Genomic DNA, 24,921 nt, shown 5'->3' with positions numbered 1-24,921 from the left:
ACAATTGAGATTTAACAAAGCTAAATTCGATCGAACTATCTTAAATGCATTAGTTTGGTTGGTTTTAATTCGTGGCACAGACATGGGGTTTGGTTACCCAAGCCACCAAGACATGATAGGCTCAATCCAATACGGGCCACAAAAAGTTATGCAAGCCATTGTATTTCTATTACTGCTCTTATTTATTCTAGTTAGAGGGAAGAGCCTCATAGGTATTCTCAAGCCGACACCACTGATGACCACATTTATCGGTATTGTCGTACTATCAACCATCTTTTCAGAAAGTTTTTTCGAAACACTAAGGTTTGTGGTTTTGGTAACCACAATATTTTTACCTTTATATCTGTACAGCCGGTTCTACGGCTCACAAGAACTTTATAATATATTTCTAACGTTCTGTGTTTACGTAGTCATGATTAACTTCGTATATACAATTGCATTCCCCCAATACGGTATGATGACAGGTTTGGGACAAGACGGAGCATGGAGAGGCATGTTTGTGCATAAAAACGTTTTTGGCGGATTTACCGTAGTAGCTACAGGCTTGTTTTTTTATCATGGATTCATTCTCAAAAACCAGACTAACTTCTATTACAAATTAGCTTTTTTAGTTGGCCTTTTATCAATACTGATGTGTAAGTCGGCAACCGCTATAGTATTAACAACCCTATTTTTCAGCAGCTTTATATTCTTGAGTTTTTTGAGTCGCCAAAGTGGCCCAAAAAGGCGGACAGTCTATTTTCTTCTTTTTTTATTTATATCGGTTTCTATTCTGTCACTGATCAATGCTTATCTTGATGATATTTTGGCGGCGTTAGGCAAAGACCCTACACTTACTGGTAGAACTGAATTATGGGAAGTCTTATTTAATGAAATTCATAAAAATCCCCTATTGGGATTTGGCTTAGGTCATTTTACTCGACCTGAAGTTATGTTTCAGTTCTCAGTAGACTTTGGTTGGGTAGCAAAATCTTCACACAACTCATTTTTAGATTTGTTACTAGGTATTGGCTGGTTTGGTTTTGGTTGCTTTATATATTTATTTCTAGCTAAATTAATATCCCTAATTCTATTTCAAAAATCTTCAATTTTTCCAGGAAAAATTGCAATGTTAGTTAGTTGTGTGATTACAATCATTTGTTATGGATTTTCTTCAAGCAATGTTATTTTATCACCAACAATCATGTGGATAATTACGTTAATATTGATTTTCACACTCTATGATTTCCCCCCCATTAAAAATAAAAAAAATCTTGATTCATAAACTTAGCCACTGTAGTTTAACCATATAAAGCTTATTCACAATCAACAAAATTCTTCCTGAAAAATGAAATATAGACCCGAAATCGATGGTTTAAGAGCAATAGCTGTTATTCCCGTAATACTTTTCCATGCAGGTTACAGTTTTTTTATTGGCGGGTTTGTCGGAGTAGACATATTTTTCGTTTTAAGTGGTTACTTAATTACAACAATTATTTTAACTGAACTTAAAAACGAAAGCTTTAGCATCGTTAATTTTTATGAGCGTCGCGCAAGACGTATCCTACCATCGTTGTTTTTTGTTTTGACCTGTAGCTTCTTGGTCGGCTACTTTTGGCTTTTACCTAGCGACTTACAAGCTTTTTGCCAAAGTTTAATTGCAGTTGTTATTTTTTGCTCAAATTTATTTTTCTGGCAGACCATTGGATATTTTTCCTCAGCAGCAGAGCTATTACCTTTGCTTCACACCTGGAGCTTGGCAGTAGAAGAACAGTACTATGTATTTTTCCCTCTCGTTTTAATGTTTGTTTTTCGATTAGGCTTTAAGTTTATTGCGCTCATTACCTTAGCCACATTTATTTTTAGTCTCGCACTTAGTCACATAATTACAGACCTAAAACCTGAAGCAGCCTTTTTTCTACTGCCAACCAGAGCATGGGAACTACTTCTTGGTGCTATCATAGCCATGTATATTGACCGCTATGGTTTTGAGGAAATAACTAAGAAACGTCTGACAAGTCAATGTTTGAGTTTCATAGGTTTAATACTTATCCTAACCTCTATTATTACATTAGACCAAAACTCTGGCTTCCCAGGCCTTATTGCATTAATTCCTACTGTTGGTACTGGATTAATCATTTTATTTGCCATTCCAGGCACTCTTGCTTTTAGGATCTTAAGTCACCGTTTGTTAGTAGGTATTGGGCTCATTAGCTACAGTGCGTACTTATGGCATCAACCTTTGATGGCTTTCGCTCGACACAGAGCACTAAAAGAACCTGACCATTTTATAATGGGAATTATATGTGTATTGACCCTTGGGCTTGCCTATTTGAGTTGGAGATTCATAGAAACCCCTTTCAGAAATAAAAATCGATTTTCACGCTCGAGTATTTTTAAGCTTAGTGCTTGTGCAAGTGTCATTTTTATTCTTATTGGAGTAGCAGGTATAGTCACAAATGGGTTTTCGAGCAGGGTAGATAACAACGAAGTAGTAAAGTTAGAATCGCTTATCCGGCACAACCCAGGGCTTTCAGAAAACTGCACTGACAAATATACAGAAAGTTCAGACTGTACTTCTGGTAGTAATGAAAAAGTACTTCTTTGGGGTGATTCATATGCAATGCATTTAGCTAATGCATTGAAAGACAGTAGTACAACATTTGCATTCCGCCAACACACGATTCACTCTTGCAGACCCATACTAGATATATCAACTAATGAGTTCGGAAAAAGTTGGCAAAAGCAGTGCATAAAGCAAAACAAGCGAGTATTAGAATGGATAAAGTCTTCTGAAACCATTAAATATGTCGTAATAGGCTCTATCTTTTCTTTATCTAACAAAGGGTATGTGTTGGAAAATGGAAAACTTCAGCCCTACAAGCGTGAAGAAGTTTTACGTTATATAAGTAATACTGTTCAACAATTAGTTGCATTAGATGTAAGACCCATCATAGTTGCTCCCCCACCAAAACCTGACTTCAATGTAGGCCCATGCGTATTAAAAGCGACTTGGTTTTCACAGGACATCAATGAGTGTGACTTTAGTTTGTCTGAAAACCGACCAGCGTTACAAGAAACCTACAAGCTACTCTCGGAGGTTGAGAAATTTGCGCCAGTGTATTGGCTTCATAGCCTGACATGTGAAGGTGACATTTGTAGGTCAACAGTAGGAGAAATACCTATTTACGGAGACCGAGGGCATTTCTCAATTGAGGCTTCTAGTTATCTTGGAGAGCAATACGATATGATGGGGGCATTAATCGACCTAGCAGATAAATTTGATTATGCTGAAACTAGTTATTAGGAATCAGCAAACACTCTATTGATTTTTGACTCTAGGAAGCTCTTCATCATTGCTTTTTCATCACTATCAAAACCACTGGGAGGTGCTAAACTATGACGTTGTTTAATTAGCTCAATAAGGTCTCGCTCATCATAAATCACATAGACACCTTCGACATTTCCAAACGCTTCAACAGTATCAACTTGGTGGTCATTGCGGTGTTCTTTAAATTTACTTAACCTTGGCATGACTATAATGGGAATACCAAGATTCACACAGTTAATGATTGTCCCCATACCAGCGTGAGAAATAACCAATGTGGCTTGGTCCAGTAAATTTTCCATTTCATCAGGAGACATGAACTGTGATGTTTGTATATTCTTAGCCTGATAATCAGAATCGCCTATTTGAGCAACGACTTCTTCTTTAAAGTAGTGGGCGTTATCATCAATTACAGAAACTAAGCGGTCAAATGGCAATTGGGTACCGACAGTGAGAAGTATCATATCAGCCTCCCCGCATAACCAACATTTTCTGAGTCAGCTACGTTCTTCCACTGACTAACTACTTCACACCTTATTATCTTTGCAATTTTTGCGGACAACGACAGCTTTTTAGTATTAGCTATACTATCAATCCAAATACATTTAATACGAAAGAATTTACTCACTAAAAGCATTATTAGAGCTGGGGCAGCACCAGTAGAAATTACTATTTTTGGTTTTTCTTTCAGAATGATGAGAAAACATTGAATCAATACAACAATACCTTTAAAAAAGTTATCTCTATTGAAGTCCGAGATTTTATGGTAATGCGAACAATCCACCGAACCAGGTTGGGTTTTGTATGTACTCACTATTGTTAGATTGTGACCATTTAGCATTTTTGCAACCAGTCCCAATTCTATAAAGTGTCCACCTGGAGAGGATACCAATAATATATTTTTTGGGTTCACTTTAATCCTTATATCAGCTTACTGTGAACGTGCTTTTTTTCTTTTAACCCGGATATCAATTAAATCACGGATATTGTGAGGGAAAAACGTTATCTCAGACTCTCTGATCATATTAATCATGTTCTTAATATCTCTTAAAGATATAACTTTTCTGTATTTCAATAATATTAGAACAAAAGAATTTCTAAATCTATTCAATCCATATTCACGGCAAGTCATGCAACGCTCAATTTCAACTAAAAAGCGTGCCCGAATAACATCATAATCATAACGTTTAGTTAGAGAACCTTGACCACAAGTTACACAATAAATGACTGATTCACATACCTTGAAGTGCTTTAAGCTCAATCCCAATTTTAAAGAAAACATAACATCGTTAGATGCAATAACTTCATCAAAATAGATGTTCTGTTCTAATAAATAAGCACGTTTAATTACCTTACTCCAAGGTACGTAAAACTTATACTTAATTGAAAGATCTTTGTATTTATTGTAGCGCTCTACTAGATCTGCAAAGTCTACATGGCGATCTGATAGGCCGCCATTTTTCAAAGATAAGCTAGTTGGCTTGAAGAAAATTACCTCACTATTTTTATCAATTTCAGTATCAATAAGGTTGAATGCACCATCAACAAAAAAATCATCTGCGTCAGCAAAAATAATCCATTCCCCAACAGCTTGGTTTATCCCGATATTTCTGCAAGTCCCAGCGCCTTTTTTCTTAGTTGTGTTCGTTAGTTTATAAACTGTCGAACATTCAAAGTTGATGTTCAAGTTAACATCATAATGACTATTGTCATCAACAACGATCACCTCAATATCACCCCGGTCAGGTATTGAAGAAATTAGTTTTTGCAATCCGTCAATGCTGTTGTAATGAGGAATGATTATTGAATATTTAATGTTCTTCATTCGTTATTCCTCTATTAAATTAATGACTAACCTTTTCACTTCTGATCTTCCTTGAACTTGTTTATCACATCATTATAAATTTGCTCCAGCTCATGACACTGAGTATCAAGGTCATGATGCTCGAGTACAAAGTTTCGTGCATTTTTGTGGTATTCGAGCCATTGATCTTCGTCTCTACTTAGCAAATTTATCGACCTAGCGAGCTGTTCAACATCACGCTCCTCAACAACTATACCTGTCTTTCCATTATCGATGGCTTCAGGCATACCTCCTGACTTGAATACAATAGCAGGGGTTCCCACCGCTTGAGCTTCTACAATTGTAAGTGCTAATGCTTCTTCCTGGCCATTATCTAGTCTGACACTTGGCTGTACATAAACCCTAGCTCTACGCATCCAATTCAAAACTTCTTCCGAAGTCTGTCTTCCAACAAATCTTACCTTTATTCTGTCACGACGTGCGATATTCTTTAAATTTTCTAACTCTTCTCCATCCCCCACAAGTACTAACTCTAACTCAGGATGTTCAGCTTGAACCAACTTCATTGACGATAACAAGTACTCGTGCCCTTTATAAGCCGTCATTCGCGCGACGCACAATATAATATTCTCACGACGAACAGATTCATCTGGACAGAACTTTGTTGTATCTATTCCAATATAATGCCGAACGATTTTATTTTCGGGAAATCCAGCCATTATTAAGCGCTTTTTGATACGCTCAGAGACTGCTATGAACAAATTACCGGCATGTGCCAATTTTGCTCGTTTTTTGTAATAACGAACATGAAGTCTTCCGTGCTTTTTCATATCCGGTTTTTCGATAAGATCAAAACCATGAAAAGTAACAACCAACGGTATCGATTTATCTCTTAAAAGTGTTGTAGCTGTCATTCCGTTCGGGCCGAAGTGAGCGTGGAACAAACTTGGTTTGATTGTTTCAAAAAACCTTTTGACTGCTTTGTTTGGCAGACTAAAACCTAGTTTCAGCGCTTTATCATAAAGCTTTCCATAGACACCTTCAGTAAACACAGTAGTGCGCTCAGACGGCATTTTTAAGCCGCTATCAACATAATTGCTACCTAAATAACAAGCCTGGAATTGTTTAAGTTTTTCACCTTGAGATAGGATAAAAGTTTGTGAGTAGGGCAAAAGGTGATTTGAGAAAACAACGAGATTGTCCATATACACCAATGTTTTTCAATCGACATGTCAACACTATATCAAGAGTATAGAAAATATATAGTCAAATTTATTGATCCATCGAATACATATTTTTTATATGTTTCTAAAATCCTGTGCAATGACATCGATCAACTACAACATAAATATTTAATCAGACTATCCTTAATACACACTTAAAAAACTAGACATTGCTGTTAACACTTTTCACTTAATGTCGGCATTATAATTGAGTGAAATTCGTTTCAGTAACTAAAGACTACATCACCCGTTCAAAAAACAAACATTTTGAGTGCATAAGATAATCCATGTGGTATACTTGAACACATATTAGCTTTTCTCCCTTTTTTCTTTCTGAATTCGGAGTTGTCAATGATAAAACGTAAATCCTCATTATCAATAATAGGTCTGTTGGTGATATCGAGCTGTTCACTTACAGCTTTAGCGCAAGACGAGTTAACTGAAGTAACTTCCGAAAGTTTTGAAGCGGTAGCAACTGCACTTGAAGGTAAGGGAGCAAAGCTTCTAGACGAGGCTAAAGCCTTGGTTGAAGGTGGCGAGAGTATCGATGTTGCGGTGTCTAATGTTGTCGATAATGCTTTAACTGAAAGCAATGACTTGTTGAGCGAAGATCAAAAGTTATTAGTATCTGAGAATGCAGATATTGCAAAGGCTCTATTGTTGGCAATATATAACGAGCAAGACGTTTTAGCTGCAATCACTGAAGTCACTGGTACTTATCAGGATAGAATCCGTGAAGTGGTTGCCACTGCCGTGGCTTTATTTCCCGGTAACGCCAATGATATTGTCATAGCGGCGTCCCTAACAGGGTTGTTAACAGAAGATGAACTTATTGAGATCGCCCTTCAAAATGGGGCATCTGAAGAACAATTAAGTACTGCAACAGCAGCAGGCGGAGATGCAGGTCCAGATGTAACCCCTCTAGGAGAAGGCGTAGGCGCTGGTGGTAATGGTGGTGGAGATCCATCAGCTTCGACGAATTAATGGTTCACAACGCCCTCCAAGAGGGCGTTGTGATATTAATCGCTTAATAAGGCATGTCCAGCAGTAATGACATCCAAACTCTCTGCGTTCGCATTTATAAACTTCCTTTTATTAATCTTATGGGCTCCCCTACCACTAGGTTCCAATAGGCCGTGGGCTTGGTCTTTACTCGAACTTCATACCTTCGTCATTTTTTTATGCGTAGTATTCGCATATCAGGAACGTTTATTTCAGTCGATAAGGCAAATTCGATTCGCTGTTTTGGGTCTCACAGCCATATTTTCTTGGATGGTAATTCAGACTATTCCACTTCCAATTGAGCTCATTGAGATTTTATCCCCACATGCTTACCAAGCATATTCTGAGAACGTTATAAATAAAAGTGGAAGTTTTTATATTTCCTTGGATACTGCCCAAACCAACAAAAACATATTAAAGACACTATGCTACATCCTCTTATTTATAACCACATTCACTTTGCTAGATAATTTCCGCAGGGTTAAATATCTCCTATTTACAGTTACACTAAGTGGTGTTTTGCAAGCTGTTTATGGGAGTTTCGAGGTTCTATCAGGTCTAGCAGAAAGTTTGGTTTTCGAATTACCGGTTACAAAATCAGCGACAGGTACATTTGTATACCGGAACCATTACGCTAATTATTTAGTGCTAACACTTTCAATAGGAATAGGTTTTCTAATCTCTACAATGGGACAAAGGGAATCTACCGATACGAAAACAAAGCTCCGAAATATATTATCAATGACTTTACAGCCAAAAGCGCTAGTCAGACTCGGTGTTGCACTCATTGTAATCGCGTTAGTTCTCTCACGTTCTAGAATGGGGAACATAGCGTTTTATTCTAGCTTAACTATCACATTTTTTATTGCATTCTTTACCTTTAAGAACCGGCCCAAGGGCTTCGTAATGCTATGTGTGAGTATGCTTATTGTTGACGTACTATTAGTAAGCTCCTGGTTTGGATTAGATAAAGTTCAAGAACGGCTAATGCAAACAACACTGCAATCAGAATCACGAGATGAGGTGGTATTAGACTCTATTCCTATGTTAGAGGATTATTGGCTTACCGGAATTGGAGCAGGTAGTTACTACTCTGTTTTTCCCGGATATCAAGATAAAGGTGTCGGTTTATTCTATGATCACGCTCACAATGACTATTTAGAATTTGCAATTGAACTGGGGATACCTACTTTATTTATACTTGGCCTAATAGTACTATCGGCTTTTATCAACGCACTATGGGCATTAAGAAATCGGAAAAGAAGTTTATTAAAAGGAGCAGCGTTTGGCTGCGTAATGACGATTATATCTATGCAAACTCATATGTTTGTAGACTTCCCATTACAAGCGCCCGCCAACACAATGCTATACATAGTAATTTTAGCTTTAACCTATACAACAAGAAATTTAAAAATTACTAAAGCCATTGGCATTTAAGAAGCCTGTAGACGTAATCATTTTTTGATAATTCGAACCAATCACAAACGTCACGACTCATATTCAGTTCATTGATTCGTTTAAATGCTCTGTTTCTTACACTGGGTTTATTAAGAGCTTGGGATGTATGCCAGATGATATCATCTCTATATTTCACAAACTGAATATCTCTATTCTTATACAAAAGTAACCCGAACTCTAAAAATAAGACATGAACTTCATCCTTGGTTTGTCCTAGCTGATTCGCTTTTTGTAGATAGTTATAAAAATCTCTATCCAATTCGACTTCATTCAATTTTAAAACTGCTAAATTCGCCCAAGTGACTGGCCACGTAGGCCTCAAATCAAGTGATTTAAGATAAGTGGCTCGTATTTCTTTAACTTTGTCGTCTCTATTTAGATAACCTTTATATATCCCCCAAGACATAACATTTGCTAACGCATCTAAGTAGAGAGGTTCTGAATTGGATATATTTAAAGTCTCATGTGCAAGTGCTAATTCACTAATAAATTCCATTTTATCAGCTGGTCCATCATTTTTATTCCAACGCTGGAGTGTATTTTTAGTGTTATAATATGAGACCGATGCTAAAAACTGCTTAATAGCCAATGATGAAGCTATTAAAACCATGAATGTTATAATTGCTAAGCAAAGTGGTTTTAATAGCTTCAAGTTAGTCTCGCTTTTAAACTTTAATCAAATTTAACTCTTAGGCGTGTCATTTAATTCTTGACTAGGCGTGTGATAACCATATGAGTCATAAAATCCGGAATAGTTAATTCCTGACCCACTTTTACTGACCACTAACTGGTTAATTACCACACCGCTAATACGCTTACCCAATTTCATAAAACGGTCCAGTCCTGAATTTATAACTTTTACACTTGTAGAATCTGCTTTTACAACATATAAAATAGAATCAACAACATTTGATAACAAAAATGCATCACTGACCGCTTGAGTGGGAGCGGTATCAATAACTATATGGTCGTAAGCACTTTTAAAGTTATTTACATAATCCACGAACTTATTAGACCCTAATAACTCTTGAGGGTTTGAAGGAACCATCCCAGCCGGCAATATATCTATATTTGTACTCTTTTCAGAGACTAAGCATTCGTTCAAAGAGTGTGTACCAGATATCAGATTTGCTAATCCTGGTTGAAACCCCGCTAACCCAAAGCGTTTAGCAATACTTGGTCTGCGTAAATCAGCGTCAATCAATAACACCCTGCCAACTTGACCCAATGCAAACGCTAAGTTGAGCGCGATGGTCGTTTTTCCCTCTTTTGGTACGCTAGATGTTACCATGACAACTTTCGCGTCACGATTTAACAGCTTTAAACTAGTACGTAATGTTCTGATCGACTCACTAAAAGCGTGATGTTCAGGGTCAAAATACTGTTTTAGAGGAAGATCTTGCTTTTTAGCATGTTTTTGCCATGGCACAAGCCCAAGCATGTGCTGGCTAAGTTTCTTTTCAACGTCATCTACAGAGCGAATACCTTGGTTTAATGCCTCAAGGACAAGAGTAACAACAACCCCAAACCCACAACTTAAAATAAAAGAAGCTAACACGATTAGAACTTTATTTGGTTTAGATGGTTTCACAGGGACTTCTGCTGCATCTAATACTCTCGCATTGGCCGTTTCTAATCCACCTATCTCATTAGTTTCCTTTAATCGGGTGAAAAACGAATCATATAGTTGTTGATTAATATCAACTTCTCTCTGTAATGTTTGGCGCTTAGCTTCAAGAGCTGAAAGCCTCCGAAATTCGACTTTAGCTTGAGAAACATAAGTTTTTAAACTTTCGACTCTAGATTTAGCCTGTTTGAATTCATTTGTAATCCCCGAAACCAAATCACGGACTTGCTTAGCTAAACTTGCTCGGATTGAATTCAATTCCGCCATAGCAGAGATCATTTTCTGGTGCTTTGGTCCATAAACCTCACTTAGTTCAGAAACTCGACTTGCTGCTTCTAGCTCGGCTCTTTTTACGTTTTGAATTGAGGGATGATTTAATACCTCGGAGACTCGTGAGAGCTCATCGACATCACCATTGTGTTTATTTACTTCTTCATAGACTAACTCTGCTTGCTTTAACTTTGTTTCAGCTTCAAGTAAGTCTCTGGTTAATTGCTGTAATTCATCACTCGCTAGACCAACCACACCATCTACATCAACCAATTGGTTATCTTCGTAGAATGCAGCTAACCGTTGTTCTGATTCGGACAATTTATCGCGTAATCCCTGTAGACTTTCACTTAGCCAGCTAGTGGCCTTTGAAGTCATCTCTAATTTTGCCTCGAGATAACTTTCTATGTAAGTATCCGCAATTTCATTAGCGATCATCGCTGCTAGTTCAGGAGATTCACTCTCAAACTCAATTACAACTACTTGGGTATTTCGAACTGGAGAAATAGTCAACGAGCTGAAATACTTACCCATTACAGTTCGTAATTTTGCATCTTCAATAGCTTCCGCATCTGGCTCGTTTGTGCTTTTTTGTGGCATAAACGGAAGCCAATCCTTAATTAAATTTTTAAATTGTTTAACAAGGCTTGGTTTGGCATTTGGGTCAATAAAATATGGGTTATTAACCAAATCCAAATCAGAAATTACTTTTGCAGCTATTTTTTTTGACTTTAAAATTTCATATTGCGTTTGAAAATATTCTTTTTGTTTTGTATCAACACCGTAGATCTCTTCTATCGAAACCACTTTTGCATTGGTTGATTCAATTAAAACTGATGTGCTGCCAGTGTAAATAGGAGTTATCGATAAAGAAATTAAGGCAGAAAAAACCGTGATAACTACCGATAACGCCAATATACGCCATTTATTTTTTAAAATTGCTTTAATGTATTGCTGTAAATCAATGTCGTCTTCTAGTGACGAGTCCACCAAACCTGTTCCATTTGTTGACATACTAATATGTTCCGATTTTTCTGCTAGAAAAAGCTTTGCTTTATATTAACGATATCACCGGGAAGAACTACGGTGGTAGGCTCTGCAAGTATCTCTACTCGCTCTCCTTGATCTTCCCTTACTATCGTTATTTTTTGTTTTGAAGCACGTTCAGTATAGCCACCAGCAATAGCTGCTGCTTTATCAACAGTTAAAGCAGGTTGAAAAGAATAGCTGCCTGGCTTTTTTACCTCCCCGTTTATAAAAAATGGTCGGTAATCTAAAATTGAGACTGATACTGATGGGCTAACCAAGTAATCGCCTTTCAAACCATTATAAATTAAGCTCTCTAGTTCAGAAATAGTCTTGCCCGTTACCTTTATCTCCCCAAGGTACGGATAATTCAAAACTCCGATATCGGACAATCTAGTCTCAACAGTTAAATCATCCTGCCCATATACTAAAATTTGAACTCTATCACCAGAACCTAAACGGTATGTTTCCATTGATGTTGGCTGAGCCAAACTCAGTGAGCTAAAACATATTAAAAGTAGGAAACACACTCCCCACGTAAACCACTTCATACTTCACCTTTACAACGACACACTAGCTATTAAAGTAATTGAGTTTTGATCATAATCTATTGAATTTACAGTACTGTCCCGTTCACTATACTTATATTCAAAGCCTAACACCAACCAGCGACGAGCTTCATAATTGAGTTTTAGTTGAGTATTCGTATTTTCATCATCACGTGGCGTTACAGCACCTACGTACTCGTCTGTATCAAAACTTAAGACAACTTCTGAACTAAATCGTTCTAGCCAATGGTGTTTCCAAGACGCAGAATAAGTGCGACTTTTAATAAAGTCACCGTCGCCATTCGTTTCAAATGTGTTTGAAGCCGTAGAAACAGTCACTGTCGAGTTTTGTTGAGGTTGCCAATTAACCTCGGCTTCCCAGTCAACTCCATTAAAGTCTTCTCGTACTGCTGAACTAAAATTCTTTTCGCGATAACCAAGTTTAGCTTTACCTGATGTTTTAGCGGTAGAGTCCCATTTAACACCTAACAATACCTTATTCTCTGTACTATCTAGAGAACTATCTTCAGTTAAGGAGAAGTCATAGTTCATGTCAGTAAACTGATAATCAAGGGTCAAATCGGTGGCTGCCCCAACCGCGTAATAAAACACTCCCCCAACAACGTTGCCAACTCGATCTCTAACGCGATATTCATCGGTGTCAATATCATAATCAACACTTGTTCTTCCAAGGTTTATATCCAATCGTGCGGGAGAAGTGAGACTTCCGTAGGTATAAGTCACATCAATAGAGGAATTTTTGTACGTATCAGGGGTTGATAACGTTTCTCCACTACCAATACTAAAACGCGCACCTCTGGCGTCATGTCCGTCTTCTAAAAACAGATCGACTACTACTTTATTTTTAGAATTAAATTCATGATCAACAAGAAAGTTCAGGAAATGGTCTGTGTAGTTATCATCTTGGCTGGAGAAGTAATTAGCCCGCTGGAGTCGGTATCCCAACTGAACTCTGCTCGCTTCATATTCATTCAATAATACCAAACTTGGAGTAACAACAAGTCCACTCGATTCAACTTCGTCTTGATCGGAATACAAAAGGTTATCTGTATACACGTAACGGGCTTTTGCAGTTGGGATCAGTTCAAATCCCCCCAGGTCTATTCCCATTGCATCTTGAGCAAACACGCTCGGGGAGAGAATCATTGCAGTAGTGCACGAAGAAAAAATAAATCTACGCATAATCAGTTCCTTTATTTCTAGCGAATATTGCTGTCTAAATCACAATCAATTTTTTAGTTGACCGGAATTCTGTGGAAGATGAGCACTTCGACTATTTCCACTAAGACATGAGCTTCCAGCTAGTTACAGTTTACGCTATTTAAATTCATGGATAAAGAAACTTACGTATTAACTCTGATTAAATTTAAAACAATCACAAACAGTGCAAAATTTTAACAAAATAGAAACATAAAAAAGAAAGTTAAGTGTATTTAAATTAAAAAATGCAAGGCATAATGGCTAAATCGCAACTTTAAGTGTTCTTATCTATGAATAAAGAAGGGATATCTTCAAAAAGTATAAAAACACCCATATCAAATAGGGGGGCTAACAACGGCTTTGTTGTACCTCACCAAAGTGGTTTCTCAACGGTCTATCGTTTGATCGATCTATCAATAGTCACAATTTTATACTATTTAGCATCGTTCTATTACGGCATAGGCATTACCAATTTAGGGTTAGTGCTGTTGTTCACCTTTATCATTGCCTTTCAGCTTATTGCAGAAGCAATCGACTTGTATCGCTCATGGCGCGGCCACCGTACAACTGAGATGTTAAAAGCAGCGGGCGTATGTTGGTTTTTCAGCTGCTTAATTGCGCTGACAATTGGCTTTTTCTTTGTTGAGAATATCAGCATTCCCACTGCCGCCATTATCCTGTGGTTTTCGTCTTCTTTCGTTGCATTGGTCAGTTGGCGTTTTGTATTCAGAAAGTTTTTGTTCCACATTCGCCGCAGTGGTATGAACTCACGTGATGCCATTGTTATTGGCGCTACTCAGTTGGGTTATAACTTGGCTTTACAAATCATCCAGAATGAACAGCTAGGTATTCGTTTCCGCGGTTTATACGATGACCGCCAAGAAGAACGCCTACCCCATGAGTTCAAAAATCAAGTGCTCGGCCGAATAGAAGATGCAATCGAACAGGCTAAAAACAACAAAGTCGATTACATCTATATTGCGTTGCCGATGGCTGCCGAAAGCCGTATTCAAAACATTTTGGAGAAGTGCAGCGATACTACCGCCAATGTGTACATTATTCCTAACTTCTTTATGTACAACTTGCTTAATGCGCGTTGGCAAAGTATCGGCTCGGTTCAAGCGTTAAGTGTTTACGATACGCCCTTCCAAGGCGCGAGCAATGTACTCAAGCGTTTAGAAGATATTGTTTTGAGTTTTATCATACTTTGCATGTTAGCCTTCCCTATGCTCTGCATTGGACTAGCGGTAAAACTAACGTCAAAAGGACCGATGATATTCAAACAAAAGCGCTATGGTCTTGATGGGAAAAAAATACTGGTCTACAAGTTCCGCTCGATGAAAACTCAAGATAACGGCCCTGTGGTTAAACAAGCAACCAAAGGCGACCCTCGTATCACTAAACTTGGGGCTTTCCTGCGTAAAACCTCATTAGACGAACTTCCTCAGTTTATCAATGTATTGCAAGGGCGCATGTCTATAGTCGGTCCTCGTCCCCATGCTGTGGCGCACAATGAAGAATACCGTAAGCTAATTAAAGGCTACATGTTACGGCACAAAGTGCGTCCGGGCATCACTGGGTGGGCACAGGTAAACGGGCTTCGCGGAGAAACCGAAACCATTAATAAGATGGTACAACGTGTCGAATACGACCTAGACTATATTCACCGTTGGTCTGTATGGTTCGATTTAAAAATTATCTTCATGACGGTATTTAAAGGGTTTACTAACAAGAATGCTTATTAACCCTTTGTTGAACGTTCACTAGCCGGCTTTATGCCGGCTTTTTTGTTTTTAGCAATAATGATTACCGAAGCGCACATTTTTACACTGAAGCCACTACAGAAAATAAGGAAATACATAGCCAACTCCTAATCTATATGATAGATTAAAAATACAACTTCTAATTCATATAGGCAGTAGCAATGAAATGGCCCAACCTTAAACATTTGCATTACCTAGTTACGCTACATCAAGAGCAGCATTTTCATCGTGCCGCTCAGCGTTGCAATGTAAGTCAGTCGACATTAAGTACGGCGATCCAAAACTTGGAAGAGCATTTTGGTAGTCAGCTACTGGAGCGTGAACACAAAACATTTGTATTCACCGCCTTGGGTTTAGATGTAGTTGAACGCTCAAAAATACTATTGCAGGAAGCTGGTGAACTGGTTGAATACGCGCAAAATGCAGGAAACTGGCAGCGCGGTAAGTTGCGCTTGGGGGTTATTCCTACTATTGCCCCCTTCATGTTTGAAGCTATGCTCGGCGCGTTTAAGAGCTTTTTGCCTGAAATTAATCTAGAGCTGCAAGAAGACACTACCAAGAACTTACTCCAACAACTTACTGATGGCCGATTAGACTTGCTAATTTTAGCACTGCCCATGGAAACTCCCGGCTGCAAGCAATTGGTAATGGGTCACGACCCTTTTCACTTAGTCGCACACAAAGAGCTTGCTAATGACCTACCAACGCCGTTGGACATCTCGTCACTGCCAAAGAAAAGTATTTTCCTCCTTCAACAAGAACACTGTATGACTGGCCACGCGGTCAGCGCGTGTAATTTGCAGCATCAAGATCAAGTGAGTAGCTTAGCTGCAAGTTCGCTCTATACGTTAGTTCAGTTGGCAAATAGCAAACTCGGTTACACCTTTTTGCCTGAGCTAGCTTTAAACCAAGGGCTACTCAAAAATACTGAACTCACTAAATTCCCTGCAGAAGAAGAAGCTTACCGTGAAATCGGTTTAGTTTGGCGCTCAGGTACTACACGTATGCGTTTATTCCGCCGTGTGGCAGAAATCATTTCACCACTTCTTCCCATCCCCGCACTCAAATAAATATAAAAAGTGGCAAAAAATCCAAACTTTTTTGCCACCTTCCTCGACTATACCGTTGTAAAAAGAAAAAGCTAAGGCTTAGTACTTAGCGAAACAACAATAATATAGAGTATGTATTGAACGTCAGGGGCATGTGATGCACATCATCAATGTCATCACAGAAACCACGTGTGAGACGTACCGCAAACTCAACTCTCGAGGAAGGCGCAGTGTTCGAAAAGCGCGACGAACAATTGATTCAACAAGCGTTGAAAGGGAATAAAAAAGCCTGGTTCGCGCTAATAAAGCGTTATGAACAAGCTATCTATCAGTATGGCTATCGTATGACGGGAAACTCGCATGACGCGTCTGATCTTATGCAGGACATTTTTGTTTCTGTTTACAGAAGCCTAAGTAACTACCGAGGTGACGGCAGCTTTAAAGCTTGGTTATTTCGTGTTGCCCATTATCGATGCATAGAGTTTTATCGCAAAAAGCGGCCAGAACAGGGGTTAGACGATGTCCCTGAGCCAATCAGTGAAACAGTCTGCCCCGAGCAATCAATGATGCAGGAGAACACCAATCAAGCATTAACTAACGCGATGCAGAAACTCCCCATCGCACAACGGGCAGTTATAGAATTAAAGTATTTTGGACAGTTTACCTTTGACGAAATTGCCGACCAACTGGGCCTTTCCCCCAACACGGTAAAATCGCGGCTTTACACCGCCATGTCGACGTTAAAACTGAATTTGGAGGTTGAAAATGTCTGATCATAAAGCAGAACAGCTATTTGCCAAATGGTTAGAAGGTACATTATCAGAGCAAGAACAGTGTGATTTTGAGTCTTTATGCATCCAAGACACAAGCTTTGCTGAGCGAGTTGAAACGGCTAATCAAGTTATGTTTACGGCAGAGCAGTTTCCTGACATGCCTATTCCAGCTTGGGATATGCACAGTACTATGCCCGTTTCTGAAAAAACATCGTGGTGGCATTGGCGAGGCTTGCCCGCTCTATCCATGGCGTGTTCAGTGGTAGCCATTCTAATGGTAACCACTGGGTTTTCTGTTTCTCGTCACAATGGCACTGTGACCATGGGTTTTGGCAACCACGTTGACGAGCAAACTATTAATCAGGTTGTCGCGGCAAGGCTGAAAGAATACCAAGATGTGAACCAAAAAATGTTCGCGCAATACGTTGCCGCTCTACATACGCAACAGCAGGAAAACAGTTCTCAACTCACGCAGTATTTGCTGACATCTAGTCGACAAGAACGCCGTGAAGACTTTGCTGAACTCATTAAGTTTATCAACGAACAGCGAGATGATGACCAGCGCTTTTATGCTCGTCAACTCAACTCGATGCAACAAGAAATCAACGCTTTGGATCAAGCTTATTTAACTAATCCAACGCTTCCGAATAGTAACTACTCACTTTCAGTCGAATAAGCAGGTGTACCCGATGAAACCTTCAATTATTGCTACTCTAATTGCTGCGACAATTAGCAGCGGTGCGATGGCCCAAGATTTAGATTCACTGAGTAAAGAGCTGGAGATTATGTCTGGCGTGATTAAAACCTCACTACAACAAGATACTGGACGCTCGGGTATTCGCCTTCGCAGTATTAACTCGACTTACTTAGCCAATCAAGGAGTGGTATTTGAGATAAATACCAGCGGTAAAGGTTACTCCATTTCATTCAATGGCAAAGACATTAGCTTTCCTGCTCCGCCTGCGCCGCCAGCTCCTGTTGCAGTAATTACCGACGAAGTGATGGTGAGCGAAAACAATTTTGAGTTTATTGTTGAGCAAGAATGGGAAGAACAAGTCAACGAAGCTGTGCACATAGTACGTGAAGTCTTCTCTGAGCGCAGTGATGAGTTGCGCGACCTAACCAGCGAACTCAGAGACATGGCTTGGGAACAGCGAGAAATTGAGCGCCGCAAGCGTGACTATGAGTTTGAATTACGTGCTGCCGAGCGAGAAAGAGCGGCTGAAATAAAAAAAGAAATGGCTGAGTTGGAAAAAGAAGTGGCTCAGGTAGAGAAGCGTTCAAAGGCCTTGAAAGAAAAAGCCGAAGAACTGAAAACCAAGCAAAAAGAAGACAATAAGAAACGCAAAGAAGCTCAAGAAAAAGCAGAAAAGTCGTTTCTTGCCGGCTTTGAAGCCAGTGTTGGCGATACCTTGTGTCGATACGGCTTAGGGTTGAAAGAAGTGCCTGATGCTGAAAATATCAGTTTTGTGATCAAAGACTTTGCAAAGAGTGCTGCAGGCAAAACTCAAGACAAGGTGTACGTATTTAACAAGCAGAAAGTAAAACAGTGTGTTCAAGAGCGCATTGATGTGGAAGGTTTATTAGCGAGCGCCAAGGTATATGCTTTTTAAATCGATAGCATAATCCCCTGATTTCCCTGAGTAAAAGCCGCAGAATTTGGTCTGCGGTTTTTTATTTTCTCCCCCACCATTTCATCGCCACACTAATTATCGCTAATTCAAAAACCCTAATTGATCGCCTATAGTCAATCAAGTAGGATGAACTTCGCGTTTGCCTCTTTTCACATCTCGAATGCCAATGACTAGGACAGCTTAGTGCGAACAAACATTTCCTCAATGAAATCCATTCGATGGTTAGCACTCATTGCCTTAGTGTGCATATTCCAGCATCGATTATTTGCGGTGGGGAATATTGCGTTTACACCTGAGCTCTATGCCAAAGTCAAACAAGAGTATGGTGATAACGCCGTAGAACGGGTTGAAGACTGGCAAGAGATGATGGAAGACGTGCAAGGTGATGACGAAGAAGAAAAAGTGTACGAGGTAAACCGCTTTTTTAATTCATTACCTTTCGTCGATGATATCGATCATTGGCATCAAAAAGATTATTGGGCCACACCTATCGAATTCTTAGGTACAAATGGCGGCGACTGCGAAGACTTTACCATCGCCAAATATTTTAGCCTTCGCGCACTTGGTGTCGCCGAAGAAAAACTGCGCTTTATGTATGTAAAAGCGCTGAAATACAACCAAGCACATATGGTGCTAGCTTATTATCCCGAACCCGACGCAGTACCTTTGGTACTCGACAATATAAACAAGCGTATTTTACCGGCATTTAAACGCCGTGACTTATTACCTGTTTACAGTTTTAATGGTTCAGGATTGTGGTTAGCAAAAGCACAAGGCCGAGGAAAACAACTATCAAATGGCCCCAAGCACAATATGTGGGACGACTTAACTACTCGTATTGAACGAGATTATAAAAGCTAGCAGGTAAGCGAATGTCACTTTCAAAGCAATTTGGTTTTGGTTTTATTTTTATTTTGATCATCGTATTTATCAGTTCGTTATGGATAAACGTAGATAGCACTCGAAAATACATTGATGACCAACTTTTGTCTCACGCACAGGATACTGCCACATCTCTTGGCCTATCAATCTCTCCCTATTTGGGTGATGAATCAGATATTCCCATTGTAGACACTATGGTTAATGCCATTTTTGACCGTGGTTATTATGAATCTATCGTACTCACTAATACGAAAGAAAAAATCTTGCTAGAAAAGGAAAACCCGCCTCTGCCTGAGATGGTACCGAGCTGGTTTGTTAGCCTGTTCCCTTTAACACCGCCAGAAGCAGAAACTGAAGTAAACAATGGGTGGATGATTGCGGGCACGTTAAAAGTAAAAAGCCACCCAGGTTTAGGCTACGCACAACTCTGGACCAACGCGAAAAAGATTTTTGTATTCACCTCCCTGTTGTTTGTTGTTGGTGCTGTACTGCTGTTCATGTTGCTTAAACTCATTACAACCCCAATTAAAGCCGTGGTTTTGGCTTCAGAAAAAATCAGCGCCCGAGACTTCTCAGAAATTCACCCAGTGCCTAAAACCAAGGAATTGCGGTTTATGGTTAACGCCATCAATAAAATGGCGAATATTCTGAATAAGCAACACAAGGAGCTCACAGCACAAGCAGAAAGTTATTATCAAACGGCTTATATCGACGCGTTAACGCAATTAGGCAACAAGCTTGCGCTAGACAATAAGTTAGCACGTACTTTCGCTGAAGATGAGATAAACACAAGTGGTTACCTCATTCTTGTTCGTCTTTCTAGCTTAAACCATGTTAACGAATCTGAAGGTGCGCAAACTGCCGATATCTACATTAAAACGGTTAGCCATATTCTCTACCGTTATGATTACCCCGGCGAATCTGAGGTATTTCGTGTACGTGGTGGAGATTTTGCGATCTTGTTAGGCTCGGTTAATGAACAGCAATGTATTAAAGCAATGCAGGATTTATCTGAGGAATTACAGGAACAAGAGTTACCTATTTACGTGCAAGGTTGTGCTCACATGGGCGCGGCACATTACACCAAAGCAACGGGCAAAGTGTCTCTGTTTGAAAAAGCCGATGCCGCGCTGACTACAGCAAGAAACAGCCCTGAGCGTTGGCAAATCGCCAGTGCTATTGCCATTCACCAAAGCCAGCATGCTTGGCGAGAAGAATTCAGTCGAATCTTGGAACAACGCGCAGTTGAAGTTGTTATTCAAGGCGTATTCGATTTCGACAAGAAAGTGGTGTATTCGGAGTGTTTTGCCCGCTTTAGAGCAGAAAACGGTACCGACTACTTACCAATGTCCCAGTTAGTGCCTGAGTCTGAGCGATTGCGTGTAGCGGCGAAACTCGACTTGTTGATCATTGAGAAGGTTGTAGCGCTTCACAAAGAGAAAACCTCTCATGTGGCCATTAACTTATCGGCCAATACCGTGGCTGACGAAGAGATGCTAGAGCAAATCTTTAAATTAGTGGCCTCAGAACCAGGCTTCGCGGAGTACATGACTATAGAACTGCACGAGAAGTGCTTAATTCGCGCTCCACAAAACTGTCAGTGGATAGCGGATAAAGTCAGGGAGCTTGGCGGCAAACTCACGATAGAACGTGTGGGTACGAGTATTGCGGCGTTCACACACTTGCGCACTCTCCGCCCTGATTTCATCAAGATTGATGGTAGCTTTACACGTGATATTCAGAACTCAGAAGACAACCAATTCTTTGTTCGTTCATTGGTTAACATTGCCCACGGTTTAAATATATTAGTGATTGCAGAACTGGTTGAAACTCAAGAAGAGGCAGACACGTTACAAAGCCTGTTCGTAGATTACACTCAAGGCTATTTCAACAGTGCGCCAGTGGTTTGGTCTAATTAATTCGAGCTCTGTACGAAGAAACAGAGGCAGATGCACAAAGGAAGAGCGACCAGCAGTGGGCAAGTTCGTGTCAGAAACCGTTTGCCGCGGGGATGCGGCAACCCGAGCGCACACGGAAGTGTTCACAGCGTGTTTCTGAGCCGAACTTGTTCACTGCCAAGCGGCCTACGAAGAAACAGAGACACATGTACAAAGGAAGAGCGACCAGCAGTGGACAGGTTCGAGTCAGAAACCGTTTGCCGCAGGGATGCGGCAACCCGAGCGCACACGGAAGTGTTCACAGCGTGTTTCTGAGCCGAACTTGTTCACTGCCAAGCGGCCTACGAAGAAACAGAGGCACATGTACAAAGGAAGAGCGACCAGCAGTGGGCAAGTTCGTGTCAGAAACCGTTTGCCGCAGGGATGCGGCAACCCGAGCGCACACGGATGTGTTTACAGCGTGTTTCTGAGCCGAACTTGTTCACTGCCAAGCGAATGGCTACGAAGAGACAAACTACAACGAAATCCGCAACGACGTCACATCTTCATCACTCGCAGTATCAGCAAGCAACACAAAGAATTGCCTCACAAGCGCCGCCCCCTCACCGTCAGAAGCACAACGCCCAGCCCCAACTTCAGTAGCCAAAGCTCGATAAAAGCCACGACGACCATCCAAGTCAGCAAACTGACCCGCACCACGCAAACGATAGAAATCAAAAGCCATTAGTAGTGCCGGTTCATTTAACCACTCCGCGCCCGACGCTTTTAATTCTGGCCCCACAGCACAACCAGCACTCCCAACCAACTCATTTACTGAAGATTGTTTAATAGAAGACGCCAAACTTTCAGGCCACTCACGGCCCAAATAACGCTGCACCACCACTTCTTTTAAATGACCATCGGTAAAATCAAGGTAATCACGCGCCGCTAAAATACGCTTATCCCAGTTAGGTAACCCCTTTGACTCACGGTAAGCCCACTCTTGCTCATAAATAGGGAACAATCTATCAAAATCAGGTACATCAGATAGAATAATCGTCTCGATTTCCGCTTCGTGATCAGGCAATAAACGCACAATACTGTACCCAGGCTGATAAGCCGCAAGCGAAGGCACTTGAATATTCACAAGCGAATCAGACGCCGCGTTACCCACATCATAAATATGCATATGACCCGCCATATGCAGTTTTAAGCCCGTTTCGACCAGTGCTCGAGTCGTCTCAGCCGTAGGCATACGCTTTAACTGCATCCCCGTTTCGCCAAACAACGACGCCAACTCAGGCTGCGTATGATCATAAAAATCAGTCATCGGAAAGTGACTAAAAGCAACCAACCGTTTGCCTTGTTTTTCAGCCCGTTTTACCACGTCGGCAATCCACGCCATCAACTTAGGTTTATACTCGATTAACGCGTTATACCCCGCATTGCCCGACCCATTGAATTGCTTATTGGCATAACTGCCTTTAGGAATGTACACATTGGCATCGATCGCCAGTAACCACACCCCATCTACCGGCTCAGATAAATAACTCGCATCAGGCATAAACACACAATCTTGATTGTCATCACACCACTGCCAACCTCGCTTGGAAAAGTCTTTACTCCCAAACGGCGTTTCAAAATACAGATCGTGGTCATGACCAAAAAAACCATGTGCCGATAATGCATCAACAATACCTGCATAACCCCACTCCCGTAGCGCGTCATTACACTGCCAAGCCGAATTCGTTTTACAGGCGTCGTGATCAGGGCTGTACACTGACACTTCTTGCCCATGCTTGTTCAAGAAGTCTCGTTTGCCGCCTGCGCGTGTAAAAGGTCGCGTTGGGTCATGATTACCCGTAATCGAGAAAAAACGCATACCAAAATGTTGGCTGTATTCGTCTAGAATGGCATTTAACGCAATAACGTTACTTGGCTGCCCATCATCAGAGAAATCGCCTGGTAGCGCCACTAGCTTTATCCCACGCTTAGCAATGTCGTCCAGTGCAGCACGAAACACAAAGTAATTTTCATTAAACAACCGAGTTGAATTGAGCTGTGCTTGCATACTGCGCATCAGCAAGGGTTCTTGGCTCAAAGGATCAAGAGGTAGATCGTCATCCGCTACTCGCTCACCAGCGGCGTAAAAGTCATGCAAATGAACATCTGCCAGAAAGGCAATTTGAGTAACTGAGGCTTGTTTATCGACTTCATGATGAACTGAAGTTTCTGGTCGACAAGCAGCAATAAATAATATTGCTGCGACAATGAAATACACACGTACCACTTAACCGTCCTTATTAAAAACTAAACATCACGTAAACGGTTAAACTAACGAAAAGGGGACAGGATCACAAAATTACTTTACCGGCGATACAAATCCTTCCGGTTTTAATGCCAACACGGCGCAGTGAATACGGTTTAGCACATCTTCTGCGGTATTGCCCATGATAAAGCCCGGTACGCCTAGGCGGGCTACCGTTCCCATTACAATTGCATCAGCATTGAGTGCTTTTGCCTTGTCTGCCACTTCGACTCGTGCGTTACCATGCACTAAATGGCATTGTGGCTTAAGGAAATCCATCACTTCGTCATCTAGCTCTGCAGACAACTGCTCAACTAGCGCGTTAAGTTCTGCTTCGCGCTCTGCTTTTAGCGCCACCAAGTCTTCTTCTAAGCGCTTTTCATCTATGCTAATAAAGCCATCTCGGAGGATGTGTTCAGGAAATACGTCGTATACGTGCACCACGTGCAGTTGCGCAAACTCCAATAACGCAACCCGTGCTGCTTGACGCAAAATTTCTTCGTTGAGTTTACGGCGTACAGAAACTTCGTGATCAGGATAATGGTAATTCACATCCACCGCCGCTACCACGGTATTGTATTGCTTGCTTTGACCGCGATGAACCAACCAAACAGGACAAGGGCACTTGCGAAGTAAGTGCATGTCTTCACTGCCAAACAACCTATCGGTGAAGGTATCTTCTGAAAGCTTGATCACCAAATCGATCTTTTTCGCCTGAACTTCATGTACCACTTCAACAAATGGCTGACCAAATACCACCTTGCCAGATAGCGGATACTTTTCTGACCAGGTCGCCACTTGCTCTTCCATCCACTTATCCGCTGCGTCATTCATAGACTGCTGTGAATCAATGTACGAAAACGAGTTCATGACCATGCTCGCATTCGCCGGCAAACTGTCGAGTGCGAGTACCAGTTGCAATTTTGCCTGATGAATTTTGGCAATATGTATGGCCTGAGCAATCAGCTCGTCCTGCTTGTGCGTATCACGCATCATACAAATAATATTTTCGAATCGGCCTGTCATCACTGGTTTCCTCATGTCGTCCTGATTAGTGATAAGTATACTGCGCTACAAAAAAGTCAGCATGGTTACCTTCAATAAAAATGCCGACATAACGTCGGCATTTCAAGGGTAATCAATGAATCG

General features: G+C 40.6%; 21 protein-coding genes. 11 read left to right on the top strand and 10 right to left on the bottom strand.

Annotation, left to right across the window (positions count from 1 at the left end; translation table 11 throughout):
- The first annotated feature begins 4 nt into the window (after positions 1-4).
- Positions 5-1,264 (top strand): O-antigen ligase family protein, encoded by a 1,260-nt coding sequence (locus ACXAH6_RS08355; RefSeq protein ID WP_474876201.1) that lies wholly within the window; start codon positions 5-7, stop codon positions 1,262-1,264.
- A gap of 63 nt (positions 1,265-1,327) precedes the next feature.
- Complete coding sequence (locus tag ACXAH6_RS08350) at positions 1,328-3,286, top strand: acyltransferase family protein (protein WP_474876200.1); 1,959 nt, start codon at positions 1,328-1,330, stop codon at positions 3,284-3,286.
- On the opposite strand, the gene ACXAH6_RS08345 is transcribed toward ACXAH6_RS08350, so the two are convergent.
- The 4 genes from ACXAH6_RS08345 to ACXAH6_RS08330 are packed head-to-tail and all read right to left on the bottom strand — an operon-like array spanning position 3,283 to position 6,316.
- The gene (locus tag ACXAH6_RS08345) at positions 3,283-3,771 is read right to left on the bottom strand and encodes a glycosyltransferase (RefSeq protein WP_474876199.1); all 489 of its coding nucleotides are present in this window, start codon (positions 3,769-3,771) and stop codon (positions 3,283-3,285) included. The genes ACXAH6_RS08350 and ACXAH6_RS08345 overlap by 4 nt on opposite strands.
- On the bottom strand, positions 3,768-4,220 hold the full coding sequence (locus ACXAH6_RS08340; RefSeq protein ID WP_474876198.1) for a hypothetical protein: 453 nt from the start codon (positions 4,218-4,220) through the stop codon (positions 3,768-3,770). Before ACXAH6_RS08340 ends, ACXAH6_RS08345 begins: the two co-directional genes overlap by 4 nt.
- Before the next feature lie 18 nt (positions 4,221-4,238).
- Positions 4,239-5,132 carry a glycosyltransferase family 2 protein gene (locus ACXAH6_RS08335; protein ID WP_474876197.1) on the bottom strand — a complete coding sequence of 298 codons (894 nt, stop codon included), beginning with the start codon at positions 5,130-5,132 and terminating at the stop codon, positions 4,239-4,241.
- A 35-nt stretch (positions 5,133-5,167) separates the two neighbouring features.
- Positions 5,168-6,316, bottom strand: a complete 1,149-nt coding sequence (locus tag ACXAH6_RS08330) for a glycosyltransferase (RefSeq protein ID WP_474876196.1) — start codon at positions 6,314-6,316, stop codon at positions 5,168-5,170.
- Positions 6,317-6,685: 369 nt separating this feature from the next.
- Between ACXAH6_RS08330 and ACXAH6_RS08325 the strand changes: the two genes are divergently transcribed.
- Positions 6,686-7,318, top strand: coding sequence for a hypothetical protein (locus ACXAH6_RS08325; RefSeq protein ID WP_474876195.1), 633 nt, complete (start codon positions 6,686-6,688; stop codon positions 7,316-7,318).
- A 66-nt stretch (positions 7,319-7,384) separates the two neighbouring features.
- Positions 7,385-8,773 (top strand): O-antigen ligase family protein, encoded by a 1,389-nt coding sequence (locus ACXAH6_RS08320; RefSeq protein ID WP_474876194.1) that lies wholly within the window; start codon positions 7,385-7,387, stop codon positions 8,771-8,773.
- On the opposite strand, the gene ACXAH6_RS08315 is transcribed toward ACXAH6_RS08320, so the two are convergent.
- From ACXAH6_RS08315 to ACXAH6_RS08300, 4 genes are read right to left on the bottom strand one after another with little or no spacing between them, the layout of a single operon-like run.
- Positions 8,754-9,446 (bottom strand): VpsP family polysaccharide biosynthesis protein, encoded by a 693-nt coding sequence (locus tag ACXAH6_RS08315; protein ID WP_474876193.1) that lies wholly within the window; start codon positions 9,444-9,446, stop codon positions 8,754-8,756. The genes ACXAH6_RS08320 and ACXAH6_RS08315 overlap by 20 nt on opposite strands.
- A 30-nt stretch (positions 9,447-9,476) precedes the next feature.
- On the bottom strand, positions 9,477-11,705 hold the full coding sequence (locus ACXAH6_RS08310; RefSeq protein WP_474876192.1) for a GumC family protein: 2,229 nt from the start codon (positions 11,703-11,705) through the stop codon (positions 9,477-9,479).
- Positions 11,706-11,728: 23 nt separating this feature from the next.
- Entirely contained in the window at positions 11,729-12,268 is a 540-nt protein-coding gene (locus ACXAH6_RS08305) for a polysaccharide biosynthesis/export family protein (protein WP_474876191.1), read from the bottom strand.
- Between the two features lie 9 nt (positions 12,269-12,277).
- Positions 12,278-13,468 (bottom strand): outer membrane beta-barrel protein, encoded by a 1,191-nt coding sequence (locus ACXAH6_RS08300; protein WP_474876190.1) that lies wholly within the window; start codon positions 13,466-13,468, stop codon positions 12,278-12,280.
- Positions 13,469-13,776: 308 nt separating this feature from the next.
- On the opposite strand from ACXAH6_RS08300, the gene ACXAH6_RS08295 reads away from it, so the two are divergent.
- From ACXAH6_RS08295 to ACXAH6_RS08265, 7 genes are all read left to right on the top strand, one after another.
- Complete coding sequence (locus ACXAH6_RS08295; protein ID WP_474876189.1) at positions 13,777-15,231, top strand: undecaprenyl-phosphate glucose phosphotransferase; 1,455 nt, start codon at positions 13,777-13,779, stop codon at positions 15,229-15,231.
- Positions 15,232-15,410: 179 nt separating this feature from the next.
- Entirely contained in the window at positions 15,411-16,319 is a 909-nt protein-coding gene (locus ACXAH6_RS08290) for a LysR substrate-binding domain-containing protein (RefSeq protein ID WP_474876188.1), read from the top strand.
- 209 nt (positions 16,320-16,528) lie between these two features.
- Positions 16,529-17,071, top strand: a complete 543-nt coding sequence (locus tag ACXAH6_RS08285) for an RNA polymerase sigma factor (protein ID WP_474876187.1) — start codon at positions 16,529-16,531, stop codon at positions 17,069-17,071.
- Positions 17,064-17,747 (top strand): hypothetical protein, encoded by a 684-nt coding sequence (locus ACXAH6_RS08280; RefSeq protein ID WP_474876186.1) that lies wholly within the window; start codon positions 17,064-17,066, stop codon positions 17,745-17,747. Before ACXAH6_RS08285 ends, ACXAH6_RS08280 begins: the two co-directional genes overlap by 8 nt.
- 13 nt (positions 17,748-17,760) lie before the next feature.
- Positions 17,761-18,684, top strand: coding sequence for a hypothetical protein (locus ACXAH6_RS08275; RefSeq protein WP_474876185.1), 924 nt, complete (start codon positions 17,761-17,763; stop codon positions 18,682-18,684).
- Positions 18,685-18,909: 225 nt separating this feature from the next.
- Positions 18,910-19,566, top strand: coding sequence for a transglutaminase-like cysteine peptidase (locus ACXAH6_RS08270; RefSeq protein ID WP_474876239.1), 657 nt, complete (start codon positions 18,910-18,912; stop codon positions 19,564-19,566).
- A gap of 11 nt (positions 19,567-19,577) precedes the next feature.
- Positions 19,578-21,506, top strand: coding sequence for a bifunctional diguanylate cyclase/phosphodiesterase (locus ACXAH6_RS08265; RefSeq protein WP_474876184.1), 1,929 nt, complete (start codon positions 19,578-19,580; stop codon positions 21,504-21,506).
- Between the two features lie 493 nt (positions 21,507-21,999).
- On the opposite strand, the gene ACXAH6_RS08260 is transcribed toward ACXAH6_RS08265, so the two are convergent.
- Complete coding sequence (locus ACXAH6_RS08260; RefSeq protein ID WP_474876183.1) at positions 22,000-23,754, bottom strand: metallophosphoesterase; 1,755 nt, start codon at positions 23,752-23,754, stop codon at positions 22,000-22,002.
- Positions 23,755-23,826: 72 nt separating this feature from the next.
- Entirely contained in the window at positions 23,827-24,798 is a 972-nt protein-coding gene (locus ACXAH6_RS08255; protein WP_474876182.1) for a universal stress protein, read from the bottom strand.
- Positions 24,799-24,921 lie beyond the last annotated feature (123 nt).

It is taken from the genome of Alteromonas sp. ABE4_545 (assembly GCF_056161325.1).
This window is presented reverse-complemented; position numbering and strand designations above follow the sequence as displayed.